We start from the raw sequence: 19,968 nt of genomic DNA, 5'->3' as shown, positions 1-19,968 counted from the left end.
GGACAACCAACAAGTGTCGTAAGAATGGAATTTTGCGTATTTAGTGCTAATAACCAGCGTAAGCACCTTAATTTTCTACTTTACTTATTTCTGAAAGGATTTGGCGCCCGCGTTTTACAAACGCATTCTCCTTACCGGGGTATTCTGGCAAAGCAGCACGCCCTTGCTGGGCTTGAGAGATAGATGTGTAAACCTGCTTGTCTACAACCACAAACCAGTCGCCGCCATAGCGCGTCGTTTTGTATATTCGAGTGCGGTTTAATAAACCATTTTCACTGAGAAACGCATTGAGTACAGATTTATCCTTCATGGCAAGCATTTGAATTGCATAGTCATTTTCAGCTATCCACTCAGCATTTTTTGAAGGTGCGTCTTCGACGCCTTTGGCATCTGTTGTGCTATCTGATGTCTGAGCGGGTTTTGATATCTCTACGATGGGCGCGTCAACATCTTCATTGTTGGTAACCGCACTACCTTGGTCGCTCAAACGTTCCCCTGAATTATCTTCATCGGTTGTCTCTGCCGTGACGTCTTGTTGCTCTGACGTTTCCGGGCTTGCTGGAAGTGCAGCTACCGCTTCGTCCCAAGCGGTCACAAGAACATTGCCGTCAGTCGCCTTAGTTTGTGTATCTTCACCTTCTATGGAGGAAACGACCAGTTCAACGTTGGCTGCCTCAATAGCAATGTCATCTAGCGGTTTACCGTCGCCGCGCTGTGACTCGTCACTATTTGAATTATCGTCACTTAATAAAGTGCTGTAGGCCGAGCCCGGTTTAACTTGGGGGGGCTGAAATTCTTGGTTTTGTTGTTCAATAGGTGAGAACAGAGTCGCTAACTTATCACCGTACTGCCAATGTACTAAACCAGCGAAAGTCATCAGAAATACACAAGCCACCGCTATATAAAACCAAGTGGTTTTTAGTGGGTTACTAAAGGTTTGAGTGTGTTCACGCTGTCTGTTTTCCAGATGCGCTTGAAACGCTTCACGGCGTGAAGCAATCATTTTGTCTAGCTCAGAGGCAAAGTTTGGCTGTTCACTCATAACCGACTGGCTGCTGATAATAAGTGGTGTTTCGGTGTTTTTAGCAGGAAGCCATTGTTTAGCGCGTTCTGCCCAATCATTGTTAGCAAACAGAAGCACGTTTAAATGCTGTTTATTTCCAGCAAATCGACTTTGAAGTACCAAGTCCCATAATTCTTGAAGTAGAGCATCGGGAAGGTTATGCGCTTGAGTTATCGCGATAAGAATAGGCCCCTCATGACTATTTAGGCCTGAGAGTAGTTCGTTTAGCGGTCTTACAAAACTGCCGACGACTTGCCCCAGTAATTGCCTGCAAAGCTGGCGACGGTAATCTGACGGCTCCATGTTATCTTGCGCGGTTAAATACGCAATTTCAGTATCATCGTGCTGTTGAAAAACAAAGGCTTCGAGGGTTTTTTGTTGTTGTGCAATAGACTCTCCGCTGACAAAAATCAGCTGAGAAGAGTAATTGACTAAGTATTCCAAACGATCATGCAGTTCGCTTTGCATGGGAGTTTGCCCTTATTAACCGTTGCTATTCAACCTGAAGACGAAACACACGTTACATCTTACATGCTAGAAGTGATAACTCAGGCTTTTAAATGCCCGAGTTATATATCCGCTGCGTAAACTGTTAATGTTCGCTTTAAGTATTTCGCGATAGCGTAGACTAGGACAGGATGTCGGATAGAATGTCGTCGGTGACATCCTTAGTCACAACCGCTTTGCCAATCCCCTGGGGAAGTACAAATCGAATGCTGCCCGCTTCCACTTTTTTATCGCGCTTCATATGTTTAACGTAGTCATCTTTCGTCATACTGTCAGGCCCTGCAACGGGCAATGCAAACGCTTCAAACAATGCGGACACACGTCGTGTTTCTGACGGCGTAAACCACGATAAACCTTCTGCTGCTTTACAAGCAATTATAGTACCAGCAGCTACTGCTTCACCGTGAAGCCAGTTTCCATAACCTTGCTCAGCCTCAATAGCGTGACCAAAGGTATGACCAAGATTAAGAATGGCGCGTAAACCGCCCTCGCGCTCATCCTTTGCAACCACGTCTGCTTTAATTTCACAGCAGCGAGAGATAGCTTCGGTAAGCACTTGGGTATCAAGTGAGGTAAGTGAATCCACATTACTTTCAAGCCACTCGAAAAATGGGGCGTCGTAAATAATGCCGTATTTGATGACTTCTGCCATGCCTGCCGCAAACTCTCTGGGAGGTAAAGTAGCAAGAGAGTCGGTGTCGATAGCGACATAAACGGGTTGGTAAAACGCACCAATCATATTTTTACCGAGCGGGTGATTAACCGCAGTTTTTCCACCCACCGATGAGTCGACTTGAGAAAGCAGAGTAGTCGGCACCTGAATAAAAGGCACGCCTCGCTGATAGGTCGCTGCGACGAAGCCGGTAAGGTCACCAATTACACCGCCTCCAAGTGCGATTAGCGTTGTATCTCTTGCTGCATTAAGCTCAAGAAGGCGGGTCATGACCACTTCGAATTGTTCTAAATTCTTATACTGTTCGCCGTCAGGCAAGATTATGGTTTCAACGCGAACGTCGCCGCAGGCGGCTTTCGCCGTTTCTAGATATAGAGGGGCGACGGTTTCATTGGTTACAATAACGGCGAGCGGACCTTTAATATAGGCACTAAAAAGGCCAGGTTGCGAAAGCAGCCCAGCCTCTATCTGTATAGGATAGCTACGTTCTCCAAGTTCCACAGTTAAGGTTGACATTGGCGTAGCACCTCCTATTACATATTTAAATTATAAACCAATTTTACTGATAATTTGATTTGCTACAGCACGCGCACTTTGGTCGTCTGTATCAACAATGTAATCAGCGACTTCTTCATAAAGCGGGTTGCGCATTTCTGCAAGATCGCGAAGCACTTGTTCAGGATCTTCGTTTTGTAGCAAAGGACGACGTTTGTCGCGTTGTGTACGGGCAACTTGCTTATCGATGGTCGTTTGTAAGTAAACAACAATACCACGGGCAGATAAACGATTGCGCACAGCTTTAGTTACAATAGAACCGCCACCTGTGGCAAGTACAATACCTTGCTTGTCTGTCAAATCATTAATGACGTTCTCTTCGCGCACGCGGAAGCCGTCTTCGCCTTCAAGATCAAAGATCCAAGCGATATCAGCACCTGTGCGGCGCTCAATTTCCTGATCAGAATCAAAAAAGTCTAGGTGAAGTTCGTCTGCTAGATGTCTACCGATGGTACTTTTGCCAGCACCCATTGGGCCAACTAAAAAGATATTACGTTTTTCAGCCATATTTGCTTATATCACAACTTAATCATGTTAGGGGCAGTGCACTGTTGCCTTACCAGCCTACCCATTGACTCGTGCCTATTTAGTGTCCAATAAGCACCACTCCTTAAACCTCGCTTAAATTTCGAGGCGGGGATTATCTCAGTTTCATGCAAGGCGTTGCAAGTTTTGTTACCAACAAATAGTGTATACCTGTAAATTTAGTTACAAAAAAGACCTTAAAATAAAAAAATGCGCTTATAGAAGCGCATTTTCGTCTCTGTAAATACATTCGTTAGGGTCTTTCGGTTACAATTTTTGGCGTAACGAAGATAAGAAGCTCTCGTTTTTGCTGTAACTGTGATGAGTTTCTAAAAAGTGCCCCTACAAGCGGCAGGTCTCCAAATAGAGGGACTTTTGACACGCCATCAGAACTGGTTTGTTGGAAAATACCGCCAAGTACAATGGTTTCACCGTTTTCAACTAATACCTGTGTTTTGATCTCTTGGGTATCAATAGCCACAGCATCACCCGTAGACGTTGACACTGTCTCACCACGAGTATCTTGGGTAACAACCAAATCAAGAATGATGCGATTGTCAGGGGTAATGTGAGGCGTTACTTTCAGTGACAATACCGCCTTTTTAAATTCTACTGAGGTGGCACCACTTGATGTTGCCTGCACATACGGTATTTCAGTACCTTGCTCGATGTAAGCTTCATGCTGGTTTGCTACCGTGATGCGTGGGCTAGCAATGATTTCGCCTTTGTTTTCCGATTCCAGCGCTGAGAGCTCTAGGTCGAGTATAGTACCATCGACCAAACTGGCAATTTGAAACCCGATACTACCTGCAGCACTGCTTACAGGCAGGTTCACGTTAAGACGATTATCAATGCTTGGTACTATACCACCAGCAATGGTATCCGCCCCTTCAATGCTACCAGAAACGCCGTTGTCATCTTGACGATCACTGAAACCCCAGCGCACACCAAGCTGTTCGTCAACATCGTCTAGCACCGTTACCATGCGGCTTTCAATAAGAACTTGTTTAACTGGAATGTCTAACGCTTTGATTGTTTTTCTTGCCTCATCAATGGAAGCCAGCGTGTCGCGAATGAGCAAAGTATTAGTACGCTCGTCTACCGTTACACCACCTCTTTCAGAGAGAATACCGCCTTCGGTAGACTTTAAAATAGTAGCAAGCGCTGCTGCTTTGGCGTAATTAACCGATATGTTTACGGTGTGAAGTGGCGCAAGGTCAGACACTTGTTTTTTCGATTGAAGCGCTTGGGTTTCTCGGGCGGCAAGTTCTTCAGCAGGGGCAATCAATAAAATGTTACCTTCTAAACGTTTATCTAGCCCTTTAACGCGCAAAATCATGTCTAAGGCTTGATCCCACGGAACGCCAGATAAACTTATAGTGACATTCCCAGACACGGTATCGGTGGTCACAAGATTAAAACCATTTACCTGAGCAATGATTTGTAAAACTTGTCTAACTGGTACGTCTTGAAAATCGAGTGAGATAGGGTCGCCAGTGTATACTTTCTCCGCTTCAAGTGCTTCTTGTTGTGCACTGTCCATAGGTGAAATGGCAACGCGTAGCACTCCATCTTTCACTGTATTTTTAACCGTAACCTGTCCGGTGTAGTTGATTTCTAATCGGGCTCCACCCTTTTCTTCGAAGGTTTCTATCGTAGAAACCATGGTGCCAAAGTCTGCGACGTTGAGCTCTAATAATTGGTCCTCGCCTAAAGCTGTATCAGGAAGGGTTAGCGATACCTTACCCTGCGACTCTATTAGCTGTACTTTTGGTGCCTGACCTTCGAAGTTCACCACCGTCACTGCCGTATTACCCGCAGCTTGGGTAAAATCGACATTCGTAATCGTGGTACTGAATGTTGAAGTATTGCGCTTATTGCTTGGGTCTACCAATAGCGGCTCTTGTGCTTTGACCGGCGAGATAAATACAGTCAGTGAAAGTACTGCTGTTGCCAAGAAGGCTAGCCAGTACCATTTCGGCGCTCTACGATTCAGAGACTTATTGAATATGTATCGTTCGGCCATGCTTACTCTCCCGCCTTCGATGCTGTAGTCATTGTTGTTGTTTTCCTTTGCCAGCAGCCTGCGCCATCAGGTAATAATTGTTCAATAGTAATCGAGTCTGCGCCGATTTGTATAATTTTGCCATAAAACAAGCCGATACGACTCCCTACTTTAGCTTTATGTAGAACGCCATCATTACTTTTTAAGAGCGCCCATTTCTCTCCTTTAACCACGAAACTACCGGATAGGGCCAATGCGTCTATGCCGTAAGCCTCCAATGCTTCTTTGCGGCGCTGAAAATCAGGCTGCAAACAGTTCTCAACCCGTGACGTCGTTACTGGTGCCGTCTCGTTCCGTAGGCGGTCAAAAGGGCTACGTAGTTCGCTTGATGAGTAATTAAAAGGAGGGTGGCTTTTAAATTCTGGATAGGGTTCGACCTGCGGCTGAGCTCGCTCCTTTACGCTTTGGGTGTAAGCTTGCAAGTCGTCAAGTTTAGGTGAACAACCGGCTATGAGAAATAGAACAATCAGAGATAAAAACGAACGAATCATTGTTCATCTCCTTCAAGGTCTGATGCGCTTTCAGAGCGATAGGTTTTAGCCTGTAATTTAAGCGATAAGGTATTGGCCTGCCGCTTAATTTCGAAGTCATGCAGGGTCACAATTCGAGGTAAATCAGCGACCTTCGAAACAAATTCGCCAAAATTGTGATAACCGCCGCTTACTTCCATTTCGATAGGAAGCTCAGTATAGAACTCTTTTGGCACTTCTTGCTGCCAGTTCAACAGCTCAAATGTGAGGCCTGAAGCCGTTCCTACATAGGTAATGTCGTCTAGCAATCCAGGGGTTTCGTTACTGGTAGGTAGACTTTTTAGCATTGAGGAAAAGTCTTCTCTAATCTGTTTTAGTTGCGCTTCGTAGGCATCTAAATTGGCCGCAATGCGGTATTTTGCTTCAAACTGAAGCTTTAGCTCTTGCTCTTTTAATTCAACTGCGTCTTTTATTGGCAGCTTCGGGCTGACTAACATGTAATAGCTTAAGGCGCCTACTAAAATAGCGAGGAAAGCTGCTACAACAATACGCACTTCGTTTGGCCATATTGCTATCTGTTCGAAATCGAGCTCATTGAGTTCTTTTAGCTTTGAAACATCAAACTTCATTATTTCTGTGCCTCACTCACTTCAAGCTCTACAGGAGCGACGTTTGGATTTATTGAAAAAGTAAGCGTGAAATTGCTTATGGCTCTGGCGGCACTGCTGTCAGACTTTATCGTCGATAGCTCTGCAGAAATAAAAACTTTCGAGTTATCCAGCGCACGCATGAAGTCAGACAGACGGTTATTAGAATCACTAATTCCTTCTATCTCAATGCGATTATTGCTCCGCGTCATTGTCTCGAAAGCAACACCAGGCGGAACTAGCTTGGCAAGCTCATCAAAAACAATCGGTGCAATATTGCGGCTGGCCTGAAGTTGTTCAATTAACGCCATCCGCTGTTCAACGGCACTCTTTCTTTCTTTTACTTTTTTAATTTCACCAATTTGCGCATCGAGGATAGCGATCTCTCGTTCGAGGAACTGATTGCGCGAGTTTTGATTATTGATTTGCTGGTCAATGGCTTGACCGATAAACCAAAAAATGAGGCCAACGATAGCGGCAACAGCCACCAAGCCGGCAAGATATTGTTGCTTCTGATGCTGACGCTGCTTTTCACGCCAGGGCAATAAGTTTACATGTGCCATGGCGTAAAGCTCCGGCTCGCCAATCCTGCGGCAATGGCAAGTTGAGGCGCTATTTTGTTAAGTCTTGTGGTATCAAGTTTAGGGTTAATTGTCATATTACTAAAGGGGTTAAAGCAAATCACATCAAGCCCTAAGTCTTGTTTTAAAATATCGACAAGCGGTGCTATGGTCGCTGCGCCACCACAGAATAGGATTTTCGTGGGACGATCTGCATGCAGCGTACTCATATACATTTGTATTGCGCGATTGATATTTTGCTGAAGGTTAGCGGCAAATATGGGCAGAGTATCCTCTACCCAATTGCCAGAAAGCGTGCCGTCAAGAAGCTGTCTCTCTGCGCTTTCCCGCTCAACCATATGAATAGCACTGATATCATTGATTAAATGGTTAAGGCCGAAGGCATGCTCTTTTGTATAGATTACTTCGCCATTTTTAACAACGCATATTTGCAGCAGCGACGCGCCAACGTTAACACAGCAAAGCGGCGTATCTTCCTCATGGGCTGAATAAAAAAAGTCGAGCGCGTTTCCAATAGCAAAATTTTCCATATCGACAATTTTGGGCTCAAAGTTAGCTTCTCTAGCGAGTAGTAGTCTGCTATCGACCAAATCTTTGTGTGCCGCGGTTAAAAGCACATTTACTTTTCCGGTATGGGTGGCACTGGGGCCCATTTCTTCAAAATCTAAATACACTTCTTCAAGCGGGTAGGGAATTAGGCTATCCGCTTCTATTTCAATTTGATTTTCCAAGTCGTAGTCGTTTTGCTCGGGATCCATGTATACGATTTTGCTAATAACCGAAGTACCCGCTACGGCGACGTTGGCGAGCTTTATTTTCGTTTTAAGAGATTTACGAATCTTTTTAAGCGCGATACTGACAGACTCATAGTCTTTGATATCACGTTCTGAGAACGCGATCTTACTTATCGGTTCACAGGCATACCCTTGAAGGATGAATCCGTCTTTCGATTGCTCTAGCCACACCGCTTTTATTTGACGCGTGCCTATGTCTAAGCCCACAATGGGCGGCAGCTTTTTTTTGAACAGCGATTTCATGTGTAAGTGTCCAGTTTCAAAGGTAGTTGCTCTAAAGTACAATGTTACTCTATTAGTATAATGCGTATGGTTCTAATGTAAGCACATACGTATAAATATACGTCATTTCAACAAAATGTCTTGGTATCCGTTACAGTGAAGTACATCAAACCATTTATTCTATTTAGTTTTCTATCAGGCCTTCTTGGTTTCGCTGCGCTGGTAGGTATTTACTTTTATATCAAACCTGACCTACCAAGTGTTACTGTACTTAAGGATGTACGGCTGCAAACACCCATGCAGATATACACCAAAGACGGAAAACTTATTTCGCAGTATGGAGTTAAACGGCGGATCCCGGTAAAACTTGAGGAAGTTCCTCAAGAATTGATCGATGCCATACTTGCTACCGAGGACAGCCGCTTCTACGAACACCGCGGTATTGACCCAATTGGTATTGTGCGTGCTGCAGTAAGTTTAGTGCTAACTGGCGAAAAACGTCAGGGGGCAAGTACGCTAACGATGCAGCTAGCGCGAGGCTTTTTCCTAAGCCGTGAAAAAACGTACGTAAGAAAGGTAAAAGAAATCTTCATTGCGCTTCATATGGAGCAGGAGCTATCAAAGCAAGAAATCTTGGAGCTGTATCTCAATAAAATCGAGTTAGGCCATAGAGCGTTTGGTTTCGGTGCGGCTGCACAAGTTTACTATGGTAAACCGCTAAATGAACTTACGCTGGCACAAATTGCAACGATTGCCGGTCTTCCTAAAGCGCCTTCAGTGTTAAATCCAGTTAGCAGCCCAGAACGTTCTGTTGAGCGTAGACGGGTTGTATTACTTCGAATGCTCGACGAAGGATACATCACAAAAGCCCAGTTCGACGAGGCTGCAGGTGCTCCTGTTACCGCTAAAAAACACGGCGCAGAGATTGAAGTGGATGCGCCTTATCTTGCTGACACCATTTATAATGAAATGGTAGAAATTTATGGTAAGGAAGAAGCTGAAACAGGCGGCTATCAAGTGTTTGCAACCGCAACGTCAGATATGCAGCTTGCTGCTCAAAGAGCGGTGGTAAGAAACCTTCATGATTATGATGAGCGTCACGGCTACAAGGGTGCTCTGGGGTATTTATGGAATATTCCTAAGCCAGAAAGTAAAGATGATGTTATCCCTCAATTGTCATTGAGTTTCGACGTGAGTAATAAAACCTCTAGGGACGAATGGGATGAGGCTTCAATGCTGCAAGTGTTAGCCGAGATTCCTTATATCAAGCCTCTTATTCCCTCTGTCGTAACAAAGGTCAACGAACAATCAATAGAAGTGTTGTCAGTTGATGAGCAAGTGCGAACGATAGAGTGGGGTGGTCTGGATTGGGCCCGTCGCTACATTACTGATTTCAGACAAGGCAGCGACCCGCAAACAGCCAGTGATGTCACGCAAGAAGGCGCGGTAATCTACATAAGGCAGCAAGATGATCAGTGGCGTATTTCGCAAATACCCGAAGTGAGTGGAGCCTTTATCGCACTTAACCCACAAAACGGCGCGGTCGAAGCGGTGGTTGGTGGTTATAGCTTCTACCAAAGTCAATTTAACCGAGCGACGCAAGCGAAGCGCCAGGTTGGTTCAAACATCAAACCTTTTGTGTACTCAGCAGCTATAGACAGCGGTTACACTCTGGCATCTATTATCAATGACGCGCCGATTAACCAATGGAATGCAGCCACGGGTGTAGCGTGGCGCCCTCAAAACTCACCCGCTGAGTACGATGGCCCTATCAGAATGCGAAAAGCCCTTGGGAAATCTAAAAACGTAGTCTCGGTAAGGCTGCTTCGCGGTGTTGGATTAAGAGAAACCGCAGATTATTTAACCCGCTTCGGCTTTAATAAAGACGATATTCCATTGGATGAAACCGTATCGTTGGGGTCAAGTTCGCATACACCTTTAGAGGTCGTGAGAGGCATGTCGGTTATCGCGAACGGTGGATATCTGGTAAATCCACACTTCATAAGCAAAGTGCTGGATGAAAATGGCGATGAACTCTGGAAAGCCAATCCGGTATGGGCATGCAATCGTTGCGAAAGCCACAGTGATGCCGACATATTACCGGAAGACGAGGAAGCCGATGTTGAAGCCTTGTTAGCCGCAGAGCTCAATCAAGACATACTGTTAGGTGATTCGGGCGACGATGAAAATACCGAAAAGGTGATAGCACCTCAAGTGATCACGGCACAAAATGCCTTTTTAGTCGGTGAAATGATGCGTACCGCTGTTCGAGCAAACGGTAATTGGAGCAAAAAAACCTATTGGTTGGGAACCGGGTGGCGTGCTCGTAATATACTTCAGCGCACGGATATTGCGGGGAAAACTGGTACAACTAACGATTCACGAGACACGTGGTTCAGCGGCTTTCACAAGGATATTGTTGCCACTGCATGGGTAGGCTTTGACAATATGGGCAGGCAACTTGGGCGTGCAACACGCAACCAAAATCTTATCAACAAAGATCCTGAAAAGTTTAATTGGATAGGCAATGCCATGATAGGTATTGAAGATGGCGCGAAAGCAGCACAGCCTGCATGGATCAGATTCATGGAATATGCGCTTGAAAGTAAACCGCATACGCCAATGCCCGTACCAGAAAATATAGTGCGGGTTCGCATTGATCGTACCAGTGGAAAGTTGACCCGACGGACAGACCATACGACACTATTTGAATATTTCCTGCAAGGCACTGAACCGACAACTTATGTTCGTGATGACGAAGTGTTGGATCCAGCTACGCAGGATGAAACTACTGCGCCAGAGCCAGAAGAAATATTCTAATTATAAGAAGACACGTCGCTGACGTGTCGTTTCTTTAGGCTTAAGCGATGTAATTGCCTGAACACATTTTCGGAAAAACAATGTCAGAAGACTCACAACGATATCTATATATCCCTCACGCTGGCCCTTCATTGCTAGAAACGCCCCTACTGAATAAAGGCAGTGCCTTTACCGCCCGCGAGCGAGCGGCGTTCAATCTAACCGGTTTGGTGCCGCCTCGATATGAAACCATTGAGGAGCAAGTTGAACGAGCGTATATGCAATATAGTAGCTTCGACGAAGCGTTAAATAAGCATATTTACCTTCGAGCTATTCAAGACAACAACGAAACCTTGTTCTATCGCCTCATTCAAAAGCATATCGATGAGATGATGCCTATTATTTACACCCCAACGGTAGGAGATGCATGTGAACAGTTTTCTGATATCTACCGTAGCTCCCGTGGTTTGTTTGTGTCATATGAAGAGCGTCACCAGCTAGACGACATTGTCCGCAATGCCACAAAACGTAAAGTAAAAGTGATTGTTGTGACTGACGGTGAGCGTATTCTTGGGTTGGGAGATCAGGGTATCGGCGGTATGGGGATCCCTATCGGAAAACTGTCGCTCTATACCGCATGTGGCGGAATTAGCCCTGCTTACACGCTACCCGTTATGCTAGACGTAGGCACCAATAACGAGAAACTGTTAAACGACCCTATGTATATGGGCGCGCGTCACCCTCGTATCGGGCAAGAAGAATACGATGAATTTGTAGATATGTTCATTAATGCGGTGAAACGACGCTGGCCAGATGTGATGATCCAGTTTGAAGACTTCGCGCAGCCCAATGCAATGCCGTTACTGAATCGCTACCGAAACGATGTGTGCTGCTTTAACGACGATATTCAAGGTACTGCTGCAGTTACGCTCGGCACTATACTCGCGGCATGTAAAACTAAGCAGCAAAAGCTTAGCGACATGAAGGTTGTATTTGTTGGGGCGGGCTCAGCAGGCTGTGGTATTGCTGAAATGCTTATCCAACAGATGGTCTTTGAAGGTCTTACTGATGAACAAGCGCGCAAGCAAGTGTTTATGATTGACCGTTTCGGCTTAGTCACTGAAGGTATGGAGGGCTTACGTGACTTCCAACAAAAGCTTCAGCAAAAAAATGCAGACTTAGCTGATTGGACATTCAGTGGTGATTACGCATCACTACTTGACGTGATGCACTGCGCGCAGCCAGACGTACTGATTGGCGTTTCAGGTCAGCCTGGTTTGTTTACTGAGCAAGTGATCCGCGCCATGAAGCAAGGATGTGAGTTACCAATCATCTTCCCACTGAGTAACCCGTCTCGCCAAGTTGAGGCAAGACCAGAGCAGGTTATTGAATGGACCGACGGTGAAGTTATTATCGCGACGGGTAGCCCGTTTAAACCTGTTGAGTATAAAGGTGAAATTTACCCGATTGCACAATGCAACAACTCGTACATTTTCCCCGGTATTGGTCTTGGCGTTGTTGCCTCCAAAGCCAAACTAATTAGCGACGAAATGTTAATGGCTGCAAGTAATGCGCTTGCTTTAGCGTCGCCATTAGTCAACACGGGGCAAGGTTCGCTATTGCCACCGCTATCGGCGATAGCTCAAATAAGTCGCGAGATTGCCTTCGAAGTGGGTAGGGTAGCGATGGAGCAGGGGCTTGCCCTTGAGATGTCGGATGACGCTTTGCTAGAAAGTATAGAGCGAAACTTCTGGAAAGCTGAATACCGCCCTTATAAACGGGTCAGCATTTAACTAACGCTGACGTTTTAAAAAAAGCAGGCCTTGCCTGCTTTTTTTATAGTTTTGCATAACGTTCAATGTCGAAAGAGGCACGAAAGGTCAGCATATTTGCGCCACATTATATTATCGAAAGAACGCTGCTCCGTTTACGCGTATTTGTTTTGTTCACTTACAATTATTGGCGCTACTCAGTTGTAAAAGGGTGTTGCCTATGCGCAACATTTTATTTCTAAACATCTCTTCCCTAGCAGTCTACAAATCTTAACTTACTGAAAAATAGATATAAATCAATTTTGGCACAATGATTGATTGCTCTATTGTTATATTCGCAATGGAGCAAGAGGTGTCAATGATGACCCAACTAGAAAATAAGGTAGGTTCTTGTTATGAACGTATTGTTAAACGTTCATTTTCTACATCGTTAGTAATGGCGGCGCTTGCCACACTCTGTGCATGCGAAAGCTCCAGCGAAAATGTGGAAGCCCAGATAGAGATACCCACGGAAGCCTATTCTCCGTCTATTAACGATGCCACTGAACAGGCCCAAGATATTTCAGCAAAGCATCAAAGCGAAATGTTCGCCTACTTAGACGAGTCTGAACTGATTGACGCCTATTACGACGTTCAAAACTAGCTGACACGTTATACATGCTACACGTTATCGGTGTTGGGACTGTTAACTGCACCAATCACTTATCGATGCTGATTATCAGAAACATCGATTAGCACCAGTTTGCGGGCAATGGACTGCTCGCCTTTTATTCACAAAGCCGTGTTTTGTATCTATATAAAACGCGGCTTTTTTATGTCAGTAATCGCGCAGTGCTGTTTATTAGTCGACATAGTGAGCCATACGCCTTTAAAAGCCGTTCTTTACAGCTATGAAGTATGTCTCTTTCACCTAAAAACTATTTAAGGGAATTGCTATGTCGACAGAAAGTAACTACACACCACCTGATGTTTGGACGCAGGCTGAAGATGATGGCAACAAGTGGGCCAGTATCAACCGCCCTGTGTCAGGTTCGACCCACGAAAAAGCGCGATCCACTGGCGAACATGGTTTACAGCTTTATTCGTTAGCTACACCTAACGGGCAGAAAGTGACTATTATGCTTGAAGAACTGTTGGCTGCCGGTGTCGGCGAAGCAGAATACGATGCGTGGCTAATAAACATTGGCGAGGGCGATCAGTTTTCCTCTGGGTTTGTGGACGTGAACCCGAATAGTAAGATCCCTGCGATGGTCGACACAACAACGTCACCAGAAACCAAGCTGTTCGAGTCAGGTTCAATATTGGTCTACCTAGCAGAAAAATTCGGAAAATTTATTCCTAAAGACGCCCACGCGAAAGCAGAATGCTTTAACTGGCTATTCTGGCAGGTGGGCTCAGCGCCATACCTAGGCGGGGGATTCGGCCACTTTTATAGCTATGCGCCTTATCCAATGGAATACCCTATCAATCGCTTTACCATGGAAACCAAGCGTCAACTCGATGTGCTAGACAAACACTTAGCGAACAATGAGTTCATGGCAGGCAGTGAATACAGCATTGCTGATATAGCGATCTGGCCATGGTACGGCAACCTGGTACTGGGCAACTTATACGATGCCGCAACCTTTCTTCAGGTGCATGAGTATACTAATTTAGTTCGCTGGGCTAAGCAGCTAGAGCAGCGTGAAGGGGTAAAGCGTGGCCGTATTGTTAATAAAACCTGGGGCGATGATGGCCAGTTAGAAAACCGCCACAGCGCCAAAGATATCGACAACGCGCTCGCCAACACCTAAATAATGGGGTCAGAGTACATTACTTAAATGACGGGGTCAGTGTACTTTAGTTATGTTAATCATCTTCTTAGCATCACAATGCCTAGAAAGGGCATCGACGAAAAGTACTCTGACCCCAAATTTTCAGATAAGCTCTGCCACACTCTTTAAGTATGCTTGTTGGAGTGGGGTGAAATCCCATTCGTTCAAATCTTCATCAAATTCAAAGTTGCCCACACGGCCACGCCATTTTATGGCAGGTACAGACGTCCACGTTTTCATATACACCAGTTTACCGTGAAGGCAATGTAACACTTCAAGCTTAGGTTGCTCTGTTTGATTATAGGTGACTCGTTCAGAAACGATTGAGCCTTCCTCACATGCCTCGTTGAAAAATACAAAACCACGATAGTTTCCATTCTCCGTAATGGTTACAAGAGATGCATATTCTTTATTCTCTGACACTTTTCTTAACGCGGGTAACTGAGCTTCTACCCGTTTAATTTGTATACCCAGTTTTTTGTCGTGCCACTGCCAACCAGAACTACCCATAAAAGTGAGCTCATGATTCTTATCATTAATTTGCATTAAAAAAGTGAAGGTATTCCACGATGCTTTGGCGATAATACATAGCATCACGGCCCCGGTTATATAAATCAGCGGCTTAGTCATCGTTATCTTGTTGGCAGAGCTTTTGTCTGTCTCTTACGTATGCGGACATTTATCAGACTTAAATTGCAAAAAAGTAATGGTGTTGCCTTTTTTGAGTGAGTAAATGTTCGTTCAGCGACTAAGCCAAGCGACACAAGACGTTCAAGAAACCATGTTCGTGCAATACGATTTGGCGCATAGTGACTATGGCGCTCGGGTTAGAAAGGCGGTAGCCAGTAGATAAAACAAATGGGGTCAGAGTTAGTTTTAGGAAAGCTACTCTGCCCCTCGCTGTTTTAGCTAAGTTCTAGCTAAATGCACGGTGTGGTTACAGGTGTCATGCCTTTAACTGTACTCTTCGCAATATGCTATTGGGTAGCAACTATTGCGTAAACATGAAGCCGTACAGCTTGGAGTGCTTTATCTTTCCAATTGGTCTGAGTAAGCTCTGGTGAGTGATTGCTTTGAAAAAACTGAATATAACCATGGGTTAAGGCCATGACTTGTGTTGCGATTATCACGGCTTTGTCACTTGATACCTGTTTTTTGGGAAGCGTTTTGCATAACCCTGCCATTGTTTCGATTAATGTTGATTTGGCTGTCATCGTCTCTTCGGTCATCGAAAAAAACGAGGTGCTGCCGCCAAATATCAACTGATAATGTGCCGTATTAGATTCGGCGTAGCTTAATATATTCTCGCAGGCATCAAGAACCTTATCTGAGGCCGTATTTCCATTAGCACGCAGAATGCTTTGAGCTAGCACTTCGCAAGCTTGTTGACACAAAGCGTTGAGAATACCCTGTTTGCCCTTAAAATGACTGTAAATGCCAATGGTTGATAAATTGGCGCGCTTAGCAATGTTGCGCACGCTCAAAGCATCGTCCCCCTCCTCGCTAAAGAGTTCAGATGCCGCCTGCAGTATTTTTTCTTTGTTATTCATATTATTTTATCGAGTAGAAGTTATGGCCTATAACGCAGTTATAACTATAGATTAAGAATTCGCGAGTTGCGCAACTGTATCTACATTTTTATCGCTCTGTTTTTTGGCACAAACTTAGGAAAGCCTGCCTACATGTAGCGCTTAAAATAGTCTGTTACTTTGGGCCACAAGTGCTGGCACTTTCTGGAAAAGAATTTCATATGGCCTATCTCATTTACGTTCAGTGCTTTTGGTTCAAGCTCTTCAATTTCAGCGTCCATATTAGGGAACACGCTGAGCATATCGTGAACGTTACGAATATTAGCAATGTCATCGTCGTTGGCGAGAAGCCATTTAGAAGGTATCTGAATGGTGTCGTAGTGGTGCTGAATAACATCGCTACCAAACCCTGTTTTTACGTAGCCTCTACCGTTACACCATTTTTGCCATTGGCGCGCCACCTTTTTAGGTAATGGTTCTCCCATACCTACCCACTGAGATTTCGTATGGCCGAACAGTAAATTACTCACGGGAATAAAGACATTCATAAAAAAATGGGCTTTGATTAAATAGCTTTTGCGCATGTTGCGTAAGCTGCCTGATGAACTGCCGAAGTTACAAAAAGCAGTAAGGTCGCGAACGTTGTACATTAAGCCAAGCAGCTGGCCCCCCGCGCTATGACCAACGAGAAAATAAGGCACATGGGGGAAGTGAAGTTTGAGTGATTCTAGTACTGCTGGCATATCTTGCTCGCCCCAGGTTACTAGCGATGCATCGCTTTGTTTAACGCTGCCTTTTACTGAATCGCCAATGCCTCTATTATCATACGTTATAACGCCAAACCCTTGCTCAGCCAAATAGGTGGCAAAAGCGCGGTAAAACTGGCGTTTGATACCCGTTGCAGGGCCAATCATAATTGCCGCTTTTGCTGGTAGACTTGGAGAGAACAGGGAGGCGGCAAGAGGTGCGCTGTCCGCGCAAACAATGGTGATATCTTTCACATTGATGTTGGTTTCGGTGTCGTTTTGCTCTGATATGCTCGACATGAAGAAGTCTCTAAAACTGTTCTGGTCTAACCAGTAAACCCTCCGCACACACAAAACGCAACATGCTAATTATTTATTTTACTAATGATAATGGCTAAGTAATGACAAGTAGATAAGTTGTTGGCACGCAAATGCTAAAGCTTAGCTGGGATAGATAAGCTATAGCATTCGCGATTTAAAAAGTAATGACTTAAACAGGTAGCGTGAATACTTTCGAATTCCGCTGGAAGTTATACAGCTCTTTTTTCACCGCCGGCAACGCGCTGATGTCAGCAGGCTCAAAGCCTTGCTCTAAAAACCAATGGGCAGTAACGGTTGTAAGCACAAAAATACGCTCAATACCTGCTTCTTTAGCACGGGCGCGCACTTCATCTAGAATCCGTTCGCCTCGGTTTTTGCCGCGATAGTCTTGGTGGGTAGCCACACAAGCTAATTCGGCACAGCCGTCTTCAGGATATAAATACAAAGCTGCGCACGCGATGATCATGCCGTCTCGCACTATAACGATAAACTGGTTGATTTCGTTCTCTAAACGCTCTCTAGAGCGCTTAACTAACACACCGCTTTCCTCTAGCGGTTTTATCAGCTTTAAGATACCGCCCACATCTTCGATAGTCGCTGCACGTAATTGTTCGTAGTGGTGTTCCATTACCAAAGAGCCGGTACCGTCACGCGTGAACAACTCTTGCAGCAATGCGCCGTCTTTTTCATAGCTGATACAGTGGGCGCGAGGCACGCCAGCGGCAACGCTGGTGGTAAGGGCGCTCAGTACGGTAGCTTCGGTGGTGATGTCTCCCGCCATGATCAGTTGCTCTAACTGAGGACGTTCAATGGTGCGAAGCAATCGACCTTCGCGATTGTATATGCCATCGAAGTTTGAAAACACGATAAGCTTGTCAGCTTTAAGGGCAATAGCCGCCTGTGTGGCTACATCTTCATGAGATAGGTTGAACACTTCTCCTGTTGATGAATAGCCCATAGGCGATAGCAGCACAATAGAGCCATCGTTTAGGTGGTCATTAATGCCCGTGGTATCGATGCGGCGTACAAGGCCGGTATTTTCAAAGTCTACCCCATTGCGCACACCCATCGGCTTAGCAACCACCAAGTTCCCCGAGCACACACGTATTTGCGAGCCATGCATAGGTGAGTTAGGTAAGCCCATAGTAAGCAAAGCTTCAACCTGAGAGCGAACTGAACCGGCGGCATCTTTTACGCACTCAAGGGTTTGCTTGTCGGTAATGCGTACGCCGCTGTCAAAGCGACCTTCAATATTGCGTAGGGCAACACGCTGATCTATTTGCGGGCGGGCACCGTGTACTACAACTACGCGCACGCCTAGGCTATTAAGCAGGGCAATGTCGTGAATAATATTAGGGAAGTTAGGATGTTCAATGGCTTCGCCACCGAACATCAAAACGAACGTCTTTCCCTGGTGAGCATTAATATAGGGCAGTGAACTGCGAAACAGTTTTATGCCGTCATGATGCGCTAATACCATCTAAGCAGTTCCTTGTCGCTACCCTTGCTTGTCCAAGTCTTCCAGCTCTTGATACAGTGCTTTTGTCACGGTTTCTTTGCTGGTACCGCCTAAGATATTGCGTTGATTTACGCCGTACTCTAGCTGTAGTACTGGGTATACGTCGTCTTCAATTTTGTCGCAAATCGCCTGCATGTCGCTTAATGGCAAATCTTCAATGGCACAGCCTTTGTCGATGGCCTGAAGCACAACGCGCCCTGCAATATCGTGGCCTGTTCTAAACGGCACACCTTTACCAACCAGGTAATCTGCAAGCTCGGTTGCATTAGAAAACCCTTGGGTTGCCGCAACGCGGCAGCGTTCTTCGTTTAGCTGCAGTGAGTCAAGCACTTCGCTGGCAATACATAGACAAATGTGCCACTGATTTACCGTATCGATAGCGCCCTCTTTGTCTTCTTGCATGTCTTTGTTATACGCAAGAGGAAGGCCTTTCATGGTAACCAACAGTGCCTGCAAAGAACCAAACACACGGCCACATTTGCCGCGCATCAGCTCTAACGCATCGGGGTTTTTCTTCTGTGGCATTAGCGACGAACCAGAAGTTACGCTATCACCAAGCTGTAAGAACCCTGCTTCGCCAGAGTTATAGAAAATCATATCTTCGGCAAGACGTGACAAGTGCATCATGCTGGTGCTGGCCACAAACAAAAGCTCAAGCACAAAATCTCTGTCAGATACAGCGTCTAAGCTGTTAAGGCATGGAGAGTCAAAGCCTAACTCTTCTGCAATCGCGTAACGATCGACAGGGAAAGTCGTACCTGCCAACGCGCCAGAACCTAAAGGGCACTGATTCATGCGTACTTTTAAGTCGTCTAAACGGCTTAAATCACGCTTTAACATTTCAACGTATGCTAAGCACCAGTGTGCGAAGTGAATAGGCTGTGCACGTTGCAAATGCGTGTAACCTGGAATAATGGCTTCTTGATGGCGGCTTGCGGCATTAAGAAGCGATTTGATCACACCTAGAACATCAGCGCGAAGTGAGGCAATATGTTCACGTACCCACAAGCGAAAGTCGGTGGCAACCTGGTCGTTTCGGCTACGTCCGGTATGAAGCTTACGACCAATGTCACCAAGCTTTTCAATAAGCGCAGCTTCTACAAAGCTATGAATATCTTCTTCGCTCGATGCGTTAAAGTCTAATTCACCTACATCAGCTTTCGCTTTTAACTCGCTTAGTGCCGCTTCAAGCTGGGCTTGCTCGTCAACGGTCAATACGCCTGCCTTTTGCAGCGCACGAGACCAGCTGATAGAGCCTTGAATATCTTGGCTTGCCATAACTTGGTCAAACGGCAGAGAATCGTTAACCTGTTTAAACATACTACTTGCACCGGATTCAAACCGGCCACCCCACAACGCCATGTGA

At 45.5% G+C, this 19,968-nt stretch carries 17 protein-coding genes; 4 read left to right on the top strand and 13 right to left on the bottom strand.

From position 1 onward, the window contains the following. Window positions 1-67: 67 nt before the first annotated feature. The 8 genes from C6Y39_RS06775 to pilM form a co-directional block, all read right to left on the bottom strand. Window positions 68-1,531: an SPOR domain-containing protein gene (locus C6Y39_RS06775; RefSeq protein WP_105930538.1), complete on the bottom strand. Its 1,464-nt coding sequence runs from the start codon at window positions 1,529-1,531 to the stop codon at window positions 68-70. Window positions 1,532-1,691: 160 nt separating this feature from the next. Next, window positions 1,692-2,759, bottom strand: coding sequence for a 3-dehydroquinate synthase (aroB, locus tag C6Y39_RS06770; protein ID WP_105930537.1), 1,068 nt, complete (start codon window positions 2,757-2,759; stop codon window positions 1,692-1,694). Between the two features lie 30 nt (window positions 2,760-2,789). Then, window positions 2,790-3,305 carry a shikimate kinase AroK gene (aroK, locus tag C6Y39_RS06765; protein WP_105930536.1) on the bottom strand — a complete coding sequence of 172 codons (516 nt, stop codon included), beginning with the start codon at window positions 3,303-3,305 and terminating at the stop codon, window positions 2,790-2,792. 271 nt (window positions 3,306-3,576) lie between these two features. Beyond that, window positions 3,577-5,349, bottom strand: coding sequence for a type IV pilus secretin PilQ (locus C6Y39_RS06760; protein WP_105930535.1), 1,773 nt, complete (start codon window positions 5,347-5,349; stop codon window positions 3,577-3,579). Window positions 5,350-5,351: 2 nt separating this feature from the next. Next, window positions 5,352-5,879 carry a pilus assembly protein PilP gene (locus C6Y39_RS06755; RefSeq protein WP_105930534.1) on the bottom strand — a complete coding sequence of 176 codons (528 nt, stop codon included), beginning with the start codon at window positions 5,877-5,879 and terminating at the stop codon, window positions 5,352-5,354. Next, window positions 5,876-6,487: a type IV pilus inner membrane component PilO gene (locus tag C6Y39_RS06750; protein ID WP_105930533.1), complete on the bottom strand. Its 612-nt coding sequence runs from the start codon at window positions 6,485-6,487 to the stop codon at window positions 5,876-5,878. The genes C6Y39_RS06755 and C6Y39_RS06750 overlap by 4 nt, the downstream gene beginning before the upstream one ends. Beyond that, a complete protein-coding gene (locus tag C6Y39_RS06745; RefSeq protein WP_105930532.1) occupies window positions 6,487-7,068 on the bottom strand; it encodes a PilN domain-containing protein in 582 nt (193 codons plus the stop codon). Before C6Y39_RS06745 ends, C6Y39_RS06750 begins: the two co-directional genes overlap by 1 nt. Next, a complete protein-coding gene (gene pilM, locus C6Y39_RS06740; RefSeq protein ID WP_105930531.1) occupies window positions 7,056-8,123 on the bottom strand; it encodes a type IV pilus assembly protein PilM in 1,068 nt (355 codons plus the stop codon). Before pilM ends, C6Y39_RS06745 begins: the two co-directional genes overlap by 13 nt. A gap of 135 nt (window positions 8,124-8,258) precedes the next feature. Here pilM and C6Y39_RS06735 point away from each other — a divergent pair, with 135 nt between their 5' ends. The 4 genes from C6Y39_RS06735 to yghU all read left to right on the top strand — a co-directional run bounded on the left by C6Y39_RS06735 (window position 8,259) and on the right by yghU (window position 14,466). Further along, entirely contained in the window at window positions 8,259-10,922 is a 2,664-nt protein-coding gene (locus C6Y39_RS06735) for a penicillin-binding protein 1A (RefSeq protein ID WP_105930530.1), read from the top strand. A gap of 80 nt (window positions 10,923-11,002) precedes the next feature. Further along, the gene (locus C6Y39_RS06730; RefSeq protein WP_105930529.1) at window positions 11,003-12,694 is read left to right on the top strand and encodes an NAD-dependent malic enzyme; all 1,692 of its coding nucleotides are present in this window, start codon (window positions 11,003-11,005) and stop codon (window positions 12,692-12,694) included. A gap of 337 nt (window positions 12,695-13,031) precedes the next feature. Then, window positions 13,032-13,316 (top strand): hypothetical protein, encoded by a 285-nt coding sequence (locus tag C6Y39_RS06725; protein ID WP_240618826.1) that lies wholly within the window; start codon window positions 13,032-13,034, stop codon window positions 13,314-13,316. Between the two features lie 292 nt (window positions 13,317-13,608). Next, window positions 13,609-14,466 carry a glutathione-dependent disulfide-bond oxidoreductase gene (yghU, locus tag C6Y39_RS06720; protein WP_105930528.1) on the top strand — a complete coding sequence of 286 codons (858 nt, stop codon included), beginning with the start codon at window positions 13,609-13,611 and terminating at the stop codon, window positions 14,464-14,466. 123 nt (window positions 14,467-14,589) lie between these two features. On the opposite strand, the gene C6Y39_RS06715 is transcribed toward yghU, so the two are convergent. The 5 genes from C6Y39_RS06715 to argH form a co-directional block, all read right to left on the bottom strand. After that, window positions 14,590-15,117 (bottom strand): hypothetical protein, encoded by a 528-nt coding sequence (locus tag C6Y39_RS06715; protein WP_105930527.1) that lies wholly within the window; start codon window positions 15,115-15,117, stop codon window positions 14,590-14,592. A 347-nt stretch (window positions 15,118-15,464) separates the two neighbouring features. Next, on the bottom strand, window positions 15,465-16,037 hold the full coding sequence (locus C6Y39_RS06710) for a TetR/AcrR family transcriptional regulator (protein ID WP_105930526.1): 573 nt from the start codon (window positions 16,035-16,037) through the stop codon (window positions 15,465-15,467). 128 nt (window positions 16,038-16,165) lie between these two features. Beyond that, window positions 16,166-17,062 carry an alpha/beta hydrolase family protein gene (locus tag C6Y39_RS06705; protein ID WP_105930525.1) on the bottom strand — a complete coding sequence of 299 codons (897 nt, stop codon included), beginning with the start codon at window positions 17,060-17,062 and terminating at the stop codon, window positions 16,166-16,168. Between the two features lie 190 nt (window positions 17,063-17,252). After that, window positions 17,253-18,563, bottom strand: a complete 1,311-nt coding sequence (argA, locus tag C6Y39_RS06700) for an amino-acid N-acetyltransferase (RefSeq protein WP_105930524.1) — start codon at window positions 18,561-18,563, stop codon at window positions 17,253-17,255. Window positions 18,564-18,581: 18 nt separating this feature from the next. Further along, window positions 18,582-19,964 carry an argininosuccinate lyase gene (gene argH, locus C6Y39_RS06695; RefSeq protein ID WP_105930523.1) on the bottom strand — a complete coding sequence of 461 codons (1,383 nt, stop codon included), beginning with the start codon at window positions 19,962-19,964 and terminating at the stop codon, window positions 18,582-18,584. Between the last annotated feature and the right edge of the window lie 4 nt (window positions 19,965-19,968).

The organism is Alteromonas gracilis, from assembly GCF_002993325.1.
Lineage (GTDB): Bacteria > Pseudomonadota > Gammaproteobacteria > Enterobacterales > Alteromonadaceae > Alteromonas > Alteromonas gracilis.
The sequence above is the reverse complement of the archived record's forward strand: the minus strand, read 5'-3'. Positions and strand labels throughout refer to the sequence as shown.

Coding starts and splice junctions, on each gene's coding strand:
- C6Y39_RS06775 (WP_105930538.1), bottom strand. CDS start 1,531: ATGCAAAGCGAACTGCATGATCGTTTGGAATACTTAGTCAATTACTCT.
- aroB (WP_105930537.1), bottom strand. CDS start 2,759: ATGTCAACCTTAACTGTGGAACTTGGAGAACGTAGCTATCCTATACAG.
- aroK (WP_105930536.1), bottom strand. CDS start 3,305: ATGGCTGAAAAACGTAATATCTTTTTAGTTGGCCCAATGGGTGCTGGC.
- C6Y39_RS06760 (WP_105930535.1), bottom strand. CDS start 5,349: ATGGCCGAACGATACATATTCAATAAGTCTCTGAATCGTAGAGCGCCG.
- C6Y39_RS06755 (WP_105930534.1), bottom strand. CDS start 5,879: ATGATTCGTTCGTTTTTATCTCTGATTGTTCTATTTCTCATAGCCGGT.
- C6Y39_RS06750 (WP_105930533.1), bottom strand. CDS start 6,487: ATGAAGTTTGATGTTTCAAAGCTAAAAGAACTCAATGAGCTCGATTTC.
- C6Y39_RS06745 (WP_105930532.1), bottom strand. CDS start 7,068: ATGGCACATGTAAACTTATTGCCCTGGCGTGAAAAGCAGCGTCAGCAT.
- pilM (WP_105930531.1), bottom strand. CDS start 8,123: ATGAAATCGCTGTTCAAAAAAAAGCTGCCGCCCATTGTGGGCTTAGAC.
- C6Y39_RS06730 (WP_105930529.1), top strand. CDS start 11,003: ATGTCAGAAGACTCACAACGATATCTATATATCCCTCACGCTGGCCCT.
- C6Y39_RS06725 (WP_240618826.1), top strand. CDS start 13,032: ATGATGACCCAACTAGAAAATAAGGTAGGTTCTTGTTATGAACGTATT.
- yghU (WP_105930528.1), top strand. CDS start 13,609: ATGTCGACAGAAAGTAACTACACACCACCTGATGTTTGGACGCAGGCT.
- C6Y39_RS06715 (WP_105930527.1), bottom strand. CDS start 15,117: ATGACTAAGCCGCTGATTTATATAACCGGGGCCGTGATGCTATGTATT.
- C6Y39_RS06710 (WP_105930526.1), bottom strand. CDS start 16,037: ATGAATAACAAAGAAAAAATACTGCAGGCGGCATCTGAACTCTTTAGC.
- C6Y39_RS06705 (WP_105930525.1), bottom strand. CDS start 17,062: ATGTCGAGCATATCAGAGCAAAACGACACCGAAACCAACATCAATGTG.
- argA (WP_105930524.1), bottom strand. CDS start 18,563: ATGGTATTAGCGCATCATGACGGCATAAAACTGTTTCGCAGTTCACTG.
- argH (WP_105930523.1), bottom strand. CDS start 19,964: ATGGCGTTGTGGGGTGGCCGGTTTGAATCCGGTGCAAGTAGTATGTTT.